12 protein-coding genes are annotated in these 12,182 nt (G+C 39.4%); 4 read left to right on the top strand and 8 right to left on the bottom strand.

The window, feature by feature from the left end; all coding sequences use genetic code 11:
* Positions 1 to 28 precede the first annotated feature (28 nt).
* From ACRD7A_RS15450 to ACRD7A_RS15435, 4 genes are all read left to right on the top strand, one after another.
* Positions 29 to 1,153 (top strand): glycosyltransferase family 4 protein, encoded by a 1,125-nt coding sequence (locus tag ACRD7A_RS15450; protein WP_430812032.1) that lies wholly within the window; start codon positions 29 to 31, stop codon positions 1,151 to 1,153.
* 102 nt (positions 1,154 to 1,255) lie between these two features.
* Complete coding sequence (locus ACRD7A_RS15445) at positions 1,256 to 2,197, top strand: glycosyltransferase family protein (RefSeq protein ID WP_430812031.1); 942 nt, start codon at positions 1,256 to 1,258, stop codon at positions 2,195 to 2,197.
* Positions 2,198 to 2,208: 11 nt separating this feature from the next.
* Positions 2,209 to 3,015 (top strand): glycosyltransferase, encoded by an 807-nt coding sequence (locus tag ACRD7A_RS15440; protein WP_430812030.1) that lies wholly within the window; start codon positions 2,209 to 2,211, stop codon positions 3,013 to 3,015.
* 98 nt (positions 3,016 to 3,113) lie between these two features.
* A complete protein-coding gene (locus ACRD7A_RS15435; protein ID WP_430812029.1) occupies positions 3,114 to 3,992 on the top strand; it encodes a GT-D fold domain-containing glycosyltransferase in 879 nt (292 codons plus the stop codon).
* A gap of 36 nt (positions 3,993 to 4,028) precedes the next feature.
* Here the strand turns inward: ACRD7A_RS15435 and ACRD7A_RS15430 are convergent, their stop codons facing one another.
* From ACRD7A_RS15430 to ACRD7A_RS15395, 8 genes are all read right to left on the bottom strand, one after another.
* Positions 4,029 to 5,090 carry a glycosyltransferase gene (locus tag ACRD7A_RS15430; protein ID WP_430812028.1) on the bottom strand — a complete coding sequence of 354 codons (1,062 nt, stop codon included), beginning with the start codon at positions 5,088 to 5,090 and terminating at the stop codon, positions 4,029 to 4,031.
* A gap of 130 nt (positions 5,091 to 5,220) precedes the next feature.
* Entirely contained in the window at positions 5,221 to 6,042 is an 822-nt protein-coding gene (locus ACRD7A_RS15425; RefSeq protein ID WP_430812027.1) for a glycosyltransferase family 2 protein, read from the bottom strand.
* Between the two features lie 150 nt (positions 6,043 to 6,192).
* Entirely contained in the window at positions 6,193 to 6,891 is a 699-nt protein-coding gene (locus tag ACRD7A_RS15420; protein WP_430812026.1) for a lycopene cyclase domain-containing protein, read from the bottom strand.
* Between the two features lie 4 nt (positions 6,892 to 6,895).
* On the bottom strand, positions 6,896 to 7,354 hold the full coding sequence (locus ACRD7A_RS15415; protein WP_430812025.1) for a sterol desaturase family protein: 459 nt from the start codon (positions 7,352 to 7,354) through the stop codon (positions 6,896 to 6,898).
* Positions 7,355 to 7,360: 6 nt separating this feature from the next.
* Positions 7,361 to 7,816: a hypothetical protein gene (locus ACRD7A_RS15410; protein WP_430812024.1), complete on the bottom strand. Its 456-nt coding sequence runs from the start codon at positions 7,814 to 7,816 to the stop codon at positions 7,361 to 7,363.
* Positions 7,816 to 8,652 (bottom strand): phytoene/squalene synthase family protein, encoded by an 837-nt coding sequence (locus ACRD7A_RS15405; protein ID WP_430812023.1) that lies wholly within the window; start codon positions 8,650 to 8,652, stop codon positions 7,816 to 7,818. The genes ACRD7A_RS15410 and ACRD7A_RS15405 overlap by 1 nt, the downstream gene beginning before the upstream one ends.
* Positions 8,649 to 10,121, bottom strand: a complete 1,473-nt coding sequence (locus ACRD7A_RS15400; protein ID WP_430812022.1) for a phytoene desaturase family protein — start codon at positions 10,119 to 10,121, stop codon at positions 8,649 to 8,651. The genes ACRD7A_RS15405 and ACRD7A_RS15400 overlap by 4 nt, the downstream gene beginning before the upstream one ends.
* A gap of 161 nt (positions 10,122 to 10,282) precedes the next feature.
* Positions 10,283 to 11,935, bottom strand: a complete 1,653-nt coding sequence (locus ACRD7A_RS15395) for an AMP-binding protein (protein WP_430812021.1) — start codon at positions 11,933 to 11,935, stop codon at positions 10,283 to 10,285.
* Between the last annotated feature and the right edge of the window lie 247 nt (positions 11,936 to 12,182).

The following is a 12,182-nucleotide window of genomic DNA, read 5'->3' as shown; positions in this document are numbered from 1 at the left end:
GAGAATTGGAAATAACACCTGTTTTAAAATGAAGATTGGATTTGATGCTAAGCGCGCATTCTTTAACAATAGCGGCTTAGGAAATTACAGCCGCTGGTTTATAGAAGCCTTAACAACCTTACACCCTGAACATCAGTACCTATTGTATAAACCAAGAAAAGACAAAGGGACTTATTTTAGAGGCCTTCAGCACTGCAAAGTAATCAGACCACAATCTGCTTACTACAAAGCCCTGCCAGATATGTGGCGCACGTATGGCATGAGTAAAGAGATTAAAAAGCAAGGACTTGACATATTTCATGGCCTAAGTCACGAACTTCCGGTAGGCATTGCCAAAACTAATGTCAAATCGATTGTTACCATGCATGATGCGATTTTTCTTCGCTTCCCCCATCTATTCGACAGAACCTACAGAACCATCTTCAAGTTAAAATATAAACATGCACTAAACATGGCCAATGGTGTAATTGCTATTAGCCAACAGTCGAAAGACGATATTGTGCATTATTTCGGAACCCATCCGGATCGGATAAAAGTGATATATCAGGGCTGTAACCCCATCTACTACAACAAGGCAGAAGATGCGCTCAAGAAACAAATTAAAAGTAAATATCAACTACCCGATAACTATATCCTCTATGTCGGCACTATCGAACCGAGAAAAAACCTGTTGGGTATTTTTGAAGCCTTAGTCCAAGAAGGTATTGATATGCCAGTGGTTGCGATTGGAAGACCGACGAAATATCTCGATGATATTAAACGCTTTATTAAGCATCATAATATCGAAAGTAAGGCCATTTTTCTACATAATTTAGAAACTCCGGAATTACCTGCTATCTATCAGATGGCCACACTATTTGCATACCCCTCAATTTTTGAAGGATTTGGCATTCCCATACTAGAAGCTATGAATTCAGGCACGCCGGTGATTACCTCTAAAGGAAGTTGTTTCCCTGAAGTAGGCGGTGAAGCAGCTCGCTATGCAAAGTATGGCGACACTGAAGAGTTGGGTCAGCTTATAAAATCAATATTAGGCAGTTCAATGCTCCAAAGCGACATGGCCATTAAAGGCAGACAACAGGCGCTTAAGTTCAGAGAGGAAAAAGTTACCAAAGATCTGATCGACTATTATAAAAACATACTAACCCACTAATCTTTATACTTATACGACACAAGTGAACCACAACAAAGTTTTTCTCAAACAGAAAATAACTGAAGTGGTAAGTTTCATGTGACCATTAGAAAAATAATATAAATGAAAATATCTGGTTTTACAATGGTAAAGAATGCGGGTAAACTGTATTATCCCATTCAAGAGTCTATACGCTCAATTTTGCCATTAGTTGATGAATATATTATCGCATTGGGTAATTGTGACGATGAGGACAATACCAGGCAACTAATAGAGGAAATAAACAGTCCGAAAATAAAAGTAGTTAATACAGTATGGGATGTTAAAACATATCCGCATGGCTCCATACTGGCGCAACAAACCGATGTGGCTAAATCGCATTGTACCGGCGATTGGTTGTTTTATCTGCAGGCAGATGAAGTAATTCATGAAAAAGATCATGATGCAATACGGCAGGGCTGTCACAAATATTTGAACCAGGCGGATGTAGAAGGTTTACTGTTCAGATACATCCATTTTTGGGGCGATTATAATCACGCCTTCACCAGTAATCACGGCTGGTACCGAAACGAAATTAGGATCGTACGCAATCAACGCGATATCCATTCGTGGCGCGATGCTCAAAGCTTCCGGGTGATTAATGATTTTTCCAAAGAGAAATACCTAGATAAAAAAGGCACTCGCAAACTTAAGGTGATGCAAGTGGATGCCGATGTTTATCATTACGGTTGGGTTCGCCCTCCCAAACTGATGGCAAAAAAAACATCCCATTTTCAGAGTTGCTACAAAGACAAAAACCTTAGAGAAGAGCAAATGGAACTTATCTCATCAGTTGATTTTGGTGCCATGGAACGCATACCCGAATTTAATGAAAAACATCCTTTTGTAATGAAAGATCGCATCTCTTTATTTGACTGGAGCAATGAATTAAATTACTCCAAACATTTAAACCGCACTGCCATCCATAAACATGAACTCTTTAAGTACCGATTCCTCACGTGTCTTGAGCGTCTGTTCTTTCCTAAAGGAGTTTTTAACTTTAAAAATTATACTATAGTCCGTTAATTCTGGTATATATGAAAGTATCTGTTATCTTATCATTTTATAATAAAATTGAATGGCTAAAACTAGTATTAGCAGGATATTGTAGACAAAGTTTGAAAGATTTTGAAGTTATAATTGCAGATGACGGATCAAAAGAAGAAGTCATTGCCGAAATTAGTAAGCTTAAGTCTCAATACCCATTCCCAATTACACATATATGGCATCCAGATGAGGGGTGGCAAAAAAATATTATTCTCAATAAAGCAGTCACAATATCAAAGACTCATTATTTGGTATTTAACGATGGAGATTGCATCCCACATAAACACTTTGTTAAAGAACACTACGAAAATAGAGAATCCAATACAATATTAGCAGGCAGAAGAGTTAATTTATCAAAAGATCTAACACACAAATTAACTTCATCAATGATTGTTAAAGGATATCTTGAAAGCTGGGGTCTAATAAGAACCCTTATAAGCAATGAAAAACATGCAGAAAATGGGATTTATTTTAAAAATAATTTGATTCGAAGATTTATAAATAAGAAGGATAAAGGAGTGCTTGGCTCAAATTTTTCTTTACCAAAGAGAAACCTAATTGAAATTAACGGATTTGACGAGCGTTATGATTTACCCGCTATTGGTGAAGATACTGATTTAGAAGTCAGGTGGCGTAATCATGGTATGAATATAAAATCCGTAAAACACCTAGCCATCCAATACCATTTATTCCATAAGACATTGCCTAGAGACAATAAGCACATGGCAATATTAGACACTCATATTAAAAACAAAATATCTTGGACGAACCACGGAATAATCAAGTTAAATAGGTAACCTATAAGATAGAATAGAACACTATCAAAGGTGTCTATATCTCTGTAATAGATACTTTAATTTTTTTTAAAATCATTTTCTAAAATATATCCCTTTCAATGTACACAATAAAGTATTTTACTAATAATCTACTAAAATTATCTAATAAAAAATATACTATCGAAACCAAGTCAATTGATCAATCATTTAACGATATTTCATTAGCCCTTAAAAGAAATAAAAAATTATACTTTACAAGATTTGGAGATGGGGAAATATTAGCAATAATGAAAAAGGATCACCGCAATTACAGATTTAATCCTAAACTAACTAATGAACTAAAGGAATCTTTTACAATTTCCAATTCACAATACCTCATTGCAGCACCAATCAATTACCCATACGACAGATATTGGTCTAAAGGTATTTACAAGTCATTTTCGTGGGATAAAGAAATGGAAGACACTTTATTGTCAGAAGGTCTGCATCATAAAACCATATATGAAAACCCTTGTGTCTTCCAAGTACTAGCACTGCATAAACCAAAGTTGATTAATCGTTTTCTTGAAGAAAATGTTCGCCCTAAAAAGAAGATGTTTATCGGTGGCGTATCTAAGAAACAAGCGGAAATATTATATGGTAAAATCGATTACTATATTCGTACACCGTTTAAACATGCATACGAAGAAATAGACCAATGGTGGCCATTAGTTGAAAAGGACATGCATAACGTTGAAGTAGTAATACCTTCCGTTGGAAGTTCTTCCAATGTAATTGCTAAGCGAATGTGGGATCATAATGTTAATGCGCACGTAATTGATATTGGTTCTATTATTGATGCTCTGGGAGATAATCCTACTCGCACTTGGATTAGAATACTTGGGCACAGGATACATAAAATTATTCCCAAGGAGACTCGTCCTAAATTAAGTTTTAAACAACAATTAGAGTTTATTCTTAAAGATGTTAAATTTTTCTTTCGCAACCAGTTTATTTAGAAGATACTACACTATTTACAAAACAGCGAACCAGCATTATGAGTTTATAATATTAGTTATCCTTTCAACAGATTTTTCAAAACTGTAAAATTGATACGCCCGCTCTCGCCCGTTCTTGCCCAATCTGATACGATAGTTATTGTCAGCAATGAGTTTTTGAAGCCCATCTGCAAATTCATCGATATCATACGATTGTGCCAATATTCCGGTTTTTTCAGGTTGTACAATTTCTACAGCGGCACTAGTCATAAAAGCTACCACAGGTAAACCGGTAAACATTGCTTCCACCGTTACATAACCAAATCCCTCGTACCGCGATGAAAGAGCAAATATATGACAAGTAGACAGAAATTGATAGATGTCACTTTGAAAGCCAGTGAGTATCACATATTTTTGCAAACCGCTTATCTCAATTAAATTGGTTAACCTGGATTGTTCTCGACCTTCTCCTGCAATTCTTATTTCAAAATCAACTCCCCTGTCTTTCAATACTCTAGCAGCCTGAATTAATAAATCAAAACCTTTCTCCTTCTCTAATCTTCCAATAGCCCCAATAATAGTCCTACAAGCGTTAGGTGCTTTTAGTGCTGAAGAAGGTGGTTGAATGCCATTGTTAACAACCTGAATTTTGTTAGCAATGTTAATACCGGTAAACAGTAGCGATCGTTTCGTAGCCTCGGAATTGGCAATAATGTGAGTAACAACCTTTTCAAGTAAATATCTATTTAGAAACGAATTCTTAATATTCTTATCACTTCCCCTGCGATAAATAATTTTACGTACTCCACATTTCTTTGCCGGTCGGGCTAGCAGCTTCAACTCATTGGGGCCATTAAAGATTATTACATCTAAATCATCCTTCTTGAATATACCCTGCAGCTGAAGGTATCTGAACGGATTCAAAAAACTGAACTTGCTAACTTCAAGAAATAACTTTTGAACCTTACCCTTCTTAAGTCGCTTATTAATTTCGCTACGCCTTGACATTAAAAAGTACACCTGAACATCAGGCTTATCAGCCAAAGCAATAGCCATCTCCATATGCCATTTTTCTCCACCACCCCAACTCCTATTTGTATTGCAAAAGCAGACTCTCATATAATCACATTTAATAATGCATCAAAGATAATAAAACCATCAAAATGAGATTTCTTAGTATACCATCAGACACTTATAAATTCTGCTTATCTAAGGTGGCCATTAAATACAAGAAGAAGAATAAAATAATTTACACCTTAATAATACCACGCTCTGTCTTCAGCACCTTATCCTTTATGCTCTTCCTCCAAATAGCCTTATTTTCTTTGAGATGTGAATTATTTATATAGCTACGTCCATGATCCAAATGCAGACATATAGCCGAATAACGAATCTGCTTTCCCCTTATTCCATAATTACCCAGACGCGAACCAAATTCGCGATCTTCAGCCCCATAGTGCATATCTTCATTAAAACCATTTAAGGCAAAAATATACTCACGCCAGGTAGATGAATTGCCACCGTTCCAAGTTGCACCGGCCGGGGTGACTTTATTCATAAATCGCGTAAACCAACTAGATTCTACCAACTTAGAAGCCTTAACACTTAAAGGCACACCTGCTTTAAGTAACCATTTTATCTTAAAAATACGACCCGATTGAATATCATCTCCGCTAATTACCTTACTGACAGACATCGGCAAACGAAATGCCCCACCTGAAAGAAAAAAACCCTTGGCGGAATTACGCAAATGGGTTTCTACAAAATCACGGCGAGGAATACAATCTCCGTCCAGAAAAATTAAGTAGTCTCCCCCAGACACCTTCACCGCTTCATTTAAGATTTTCGTCTTACGAAAACCATCATCATCATGCCACACATGTTTAATGTCGAGAGATAAGATTTTCCTACAACGCTCAATAACACCCTTGGTTTCAGGCCCCGAGCCGTCATCGGCAATAACTATTTCAAACTTCTTTATTGATTGACAAGCCAACCCTCTTAAAACCTTCTCAAGCCAATGAGGCTGATTATAGGTACTTACAATAACAGAAACATTAAAATTAGGCATCTTAGGTTTGATTTAATGTATACAATGCAATGGTTGCGTGAATTTGTTTTCAATTTAGTTAAAAAAACAAAATGCACAAATGAGAAAAAGGCTCAAACCGCACAATAGATACATCAACAGTCAACTTATAGAATCAGAAAACTAGTTGGATTAATAATTAATTCTCAAACTCAATTTCTTCTTCAAGCCCTCATACACATCAATATTCATCATTATCAGCAGGAAGCCGTACACACTGTCTTCAACAGGGATAGTACCCATGCGAATGCCTAAATTCTCAGCATCGTTGTACCACACCACAGGGTCTTGTAAAAAGGTGCCGGTGAGTAGTCCATTGCTAATAAAGAAAAAGGGCATAATGAGTAGGTATGCCAGGTAAACGTAGGATAAATCGCTACGACGATAAAAGGCAACAAGCAGATAGACCCCTGTAAGCAAAAAGGTGAGAGAAGTGTACCATTTCCCCAAAAAACCGATGCCCGATAGCAAAAACAGTAAGGCAAGCGATAGGGTGATGGCAGCCTGAAAGCGTTTCAGCGGGTTTTTCTTTACTAAATAAAGAAGTGCAAAATAGGTAAACACACAGGCATAAGGGATGGCGATAAAAAACAACACCTCCTCCAATGGCAAATTGGTAATGTACAGGCCTGTAAGATAGTCAGGGTTGAAACCCCAAATGCCCATTTTAGTAAACAGATAATCCCAGACAAGAAAAAGCAAAGCCACAAAAATGTTGGCCGGTAAAAAATAAGGCCATTCCTTTGCAAAAGCATGTTTAGGATAAAAGCTGGCCACGAAGGGAATGCTAATGCACGCCAGGTTAATAAATAGGTAGGTATATGCTTGCATAAGCCTAGTTAAAATCTAAACTGTTCTCTCTGGCTTCACGAATATAGCGCCAGGGCACCCACAACATACCAAAGCATTTACCTCCGGTGTGATGACTTCCATGCGCACGTCGCAATCCACGAAAATAAGCATTTGAAACATCGGATAACCATGTGAAGCGTTGATGAATAAATACATCATGAACCAAAAAATAGGCCATGCCATAAAACAAAATACCTAAGCCCACAAAAAAGAGCAAATTGAGGGTTGGATGAATACCAAAGTAAAACAGCAGAATACTGGGCGTGGCAAATATGAAGAAGAAGCTATCATTCTTCTGAAACACTTGTCCTTTTTTAGGATGATGGTGATCCTCGTGCAGCACCCATAAAAAACCATGCATGACGTATTTATGGGTAAACCAGGTAACCCCTTCCATAAAAACAAAGGTAGCCAGGGTAATGAAAATATAAATCAGTATCATAAGTGTTTATTTTTGTGACAGTTCACGTATATTTTGTCTGATTTTAACTTTGTAGTCATCAGGTAGCAGGGAAGCGTCCAGTTGCGATTCAACAAAAGCCCGATCGCTAGCTTTATGGTTGTTATAACCCAAAAAGGCAGGCACCTCGCACTGCACCAGGAAACGCACATAATAGCCTTCTATGTTTTTAGGATGTTCGCTAATGTAACGATCAAGTTTTTCCTTACCATCATTAAAATACTTCATCTTACGCAAAGGGTTTGCAGTAAAGCGTGCCCTTTTCATATTGGCTGCCTCACGGTAGGGCACCACTCTTTCATCATCCACATCCTTAACCATGCTCAGGAAACGATCCAGACTTTCTGCATCGCGAAGACCATGAAATTGTTCCCGCACAGTATCGATATTACCAGCCACTGATAAGACAGGTATAAGGCACATTATGAGGCTTAAGACACGCATCAGATGGCATTAAGTTTATAGCGCAAGTACGACTCCACCAATATCTCTAGCTTTAAGAAGTTATTAATACGAATCCGCTCCTGCCTGATCCGCTTACTATCTGCTGCTTTCAGCTCTTGTAAAAGGCGTTTGTAATAACGATAAGCCAGGTAAACACCCAGTCGACCTTCCATGGGTAAGCGCACAACGCCTTTATATGCGGCTTCAAAATCCGCCTCAATATCCTTAATGATCTCCTGCTTGGTATCATTATCAAGGTAATGATTCTTCAGGTTGGGGAAATAGGAACGTCCAAGTCCCTGCATGTCATCTTTATAGTCGCGCAGGAAATTAACCTTCTGAAAGGCAGAGCCTAATCGCATAGCTGCAGGCCGGAGCTCCTCGTATCGCTTCTCATCCCCTTTAACGAACACCTTTAGACACATAAGCCCCACCACATCGGCCGATCCATAAATATAATCGGCATATTCTTTTGCCGTATTATACTCGGTTTTATACAGATCCATCTTCATACTCTTCATAAAAGATTCTACCAGCTCGTACAAACAATAACGATGTACCACTTCCTGAAAAGCATTCAAGATGGGATTCATACTAATGCGACGCTTCAATGCCTTCTCGTAATTCTCTTCAAATTCGAGTAGCAATTCCCGTTGATTAAAACCATCAAAAGTATCCACAATTTCATCGGCGTAGCGTACAAAACCATATATGGCATAGATGGCCGGGCGCACCGGCGGTGCCAACAAGGTTATGGCCTTGGAAAAAGAGGTACTATAGGCCCGTGTTACTAAACGGCTGCAGCTATAACTGGATGAATCAAATAGATGTTTCATGGTGCATGGTGTTTTACAATTAGTTCACTCACTATCTTACCTGAAATGAGTGAGGGCGGCACTCCCGGACCCGGCACGGTCAACTGTCCGGTGAAAAACATATTACTCACCTTTCGGCTTCTTAACTTAGGTCTCAATACATGCGTTTGCAGTAAGGTATTGGCCAGTCCATAGGCGTTTCCTTTGTATGAGTTATAAGTTGATACAAAATTATTTACACTAAAGGACTCTTTAAACAGAACATGAGGCCGCACATTTTGTTTGGTGGTTTTCTCCAATCGCTCCAATATTATTTCGAAATATCGCTCACGGATGTCTTCATTATCCTCGAGCCCCGGTGCCAATGGAATGAGAAAAATACCGGCCTCCATACCTTCGGGGGCTACGCCGGTATCCGATTTAGATGGAAAACTGGCATAGAATAGAGGCTCATCCGGATATTCAGGTGCATCGTATATGGCCGAAGCGTGCGTTTCAAAATCCACATCAAAAAATAAGGTGTGGTGCGCCAGGCCTTCCAGTTGTTTATCAAAGCCCACATAAAAAAGCAGAGCCGACGGTGCGAAAGTTTTCTTCTGCCAGTAAGCTTCGGAATACTGCCTGTATTGCGCCGGCATCAACTGTTCAGTGTGATGATAATCCGCACCACTCAACAATATATCACAGGGATAACTGGTGTCGCCACAACGCACGGCCCTAACGACACCTTTCTCAATACATATCTCACTGGCCGCGCTACCCGTTTTTATGGTAACACCCAGGCTTAGTGCCAAACGCTCCATGCCTGCCGCCACCTCATACATACCCCCTTCGGGATGCCAGGTGCCCAATATTAAATCGGCATAATTCATAAAATTATAGAAGGAAGGCGTAGTTGATGGTTTGGCGCCCAGAAAAAGCACCGGAAACTCAAGTATTTTCTGCAAGCGCGGCGACTTCACGTACTTGGCCACATCCTGTTTTATACTTTTTGCAAAGGCACCCAAACGTTTGATGGTGGCGGGAGTAATGATTTCGCTGATGCATTCACCGGGGCGATAAACCAGATCTTTCACCGCAATATCGTAGTTATTTTTAGCCTTATCCAGAAAGCGCTTAAGCCTTTCGCCACTACCCGACTCTTCGGCTTCGAAAGCATTTAATATGGCATTTTTATCGGCATTGAGTGTAAAAAAATCATCTGCGCCAAAACATACACTATAAGATGGATCGAGACGCAAGAGCCGATAGTAGTCATTTACATTACACTCAAAATCAGCAAAAAATTTTTCAAACACATCGGGCATCCAATAAAAAGTAGGTCCCATGTCGAAAGTAAAACCGTCGCGTTTAAGCTGCTGTGCCCGCCCACCAATACTATTATTTTTCTCCAGCACCGTAACGGCATATCCCGCTTTGGCCAGATAACTGGCAGCGGCCAGGGATGAGAAGCCGGCACCTAAAATGATAATTTTCTTTTTTGCTTTCAAAACAGGAAGGATTAGTGTTTAATTAAATTACCTATTCTTTAAACATTATGGTGGTGTTAAAGTTCATGCATAATAGACCTTTTTGTCTTTTTTGTCAATATTGGAAATTAAAAAAGCCACCTGCTAACAGATGGCTTAAATGCACTTGGATAGTAAAACAACTACTTTGTGTACTTATAACGTTTAATACTCTTCTTAGGCGTCTTTTCAAACTCTTCGGGAAATATTGTTACTTTTTGAATGTTCATATATGCAGGAAGGACTTTATTAGCTTGCGCCTTTACCTCCTGAACCTTCTTTTCAATTTGCGAACGATTGAGCTTCTCGGCATCAGTAGCCTCATAATCAGGATAGATCAAGGCTTCGAGCTTACCATCATTGTCACGTACCAGGCATTCCTGAACGTAGTTTAATGAATTAATGGTCGCTTCGATCTCCTCAGGGTAAATGTTCTGTCCGGATGGTCCCAGGAGCATATTTTTACTGCGCCCTTTGATGTAAATAAAATTGTCGGTGTCAATAACACCCAGGTCGCCGGTGTGGAGCCAACCATCCTTGTCGATAATCTCATCGCTGGCCTCTTGGTTTTTATAATAGCCCAGCAGCGTATTATCGCCCTTTACCAGTATCTCACCCACTTCGTTAAACGGATCTGATGAGTCGATTTTAACAGCCATGCGATCCACCAGTGTGCCGGCAGAGAACGGTCTCGATTCAGTCCATGATGCATAGCTTATTAAGGGTCCACACTCTGTCATGCCGTAACCAATGGTAAAGGGAAAATTAATCTTGCGCAAAAACACCTCCACCTCCTTATTGAGAGCAGCGCCTCCAATAATTATCTCCCGGAACTCACCCCCGAATACATCGGTCAGCTTCTTCCTTATTTTGTTATATATTACTTTATTCAGTCCGGGTATTTTCAACAAAGCCTTAACTTTAGGCTCTTCCAGTTGAGGCTGTACACGCTTTTTGAATATCTTCTCAAGAATGAGCGGCACCGAGAGAATAAGGTGGGGCTTCACATGACGAAAAGCCTCCGTTATAATCTGCGGCGATGGCGTGCGTGTTAAGAAGGTAATATGGCAACCCCGCGTAAAGGGCCATAAAAACTCAAACAAACAGCCATAGGCATGTGCCAGGGGTAAAAAGGATACAACCCGTTCTTCGGGATTCAGGGTCAGATGCTCACGTGCATACTTGATGTTCGACCAAATGCTGCGGTGTGGCAAAAGCACACCCTTTGAAAAACCCGATGTGCCTGATGTATAGGATAGTACCATCACTTCTTCAGCGCCAATGGCAGGAAACTGAAGGTCGTCAACATTAAACTTTGTTCCATCACCCTTAAACATGGGCTGATACTTTTCCACTGCTTTGGCGAGACGTCCCTTGGTATTATCTACCAATGTTATGAACTGATTGATGGATACAATACCTAGCAGATCTGACATCTTGGTCTCATCCAGCTTATCAAATAACAGATCGGTGGCAAATAATAGTTTTGACTCCGAATGATTAACAATGTGATGTATATCGCTGGAATTAAAATCGGGCAATATTGGAACAATAACGGCACCATAGGTGATAGTGCCCAGGTAAACAACGGCCCAGCTAGTCATATTGCGACCTATCACAGCTACCTTGTCTCCTTTCTGAATACCCAATTCCCGATACAATTGGTGCAAGCCCACAATGCGCTCACCCACCTGAGCATAAGAAATGGTCTCGCCCTTAAAATCACTAAAAGCCTTAAGGCTCTGGTGCTGAACGAGTGCTTCTTCTACATAACTTAAATATCCATTCTTCTTCATAATGGTTTTTTAAACTTGCCTGCCTAATTACGAAACTCCATAAAATCGCTTTCAACAGTCAAAAATTCGTCCAAAAATATTCAATTTTCTGAATTTGACGAAAAGTATTCATTATTAGACTCATTTAATGAACAATACAACAACAAAATAGCCCCGGTAATAAAGGGACATACATGCTTAATAAAATGCATCAATAGCCTGTTATAAAACACAATAAGCAGACCACTTCTTTTTCGTACTTTTGCAG

This window comes from Carboxylicivirga longa, from assembly GCF_050589825.1.
GTDB classification, from domain to species: Bacteria; Bacteroidota; Bacteroidia; order Bacteroidales; family Marinilabiliaceae; genus Carboxylicivirga; species Carboxylicivirga longa.
Note: the sequence above shows the minus strand (reverse complement) of the source record. Positions and strands in the feature narration are given on the sequence as shown.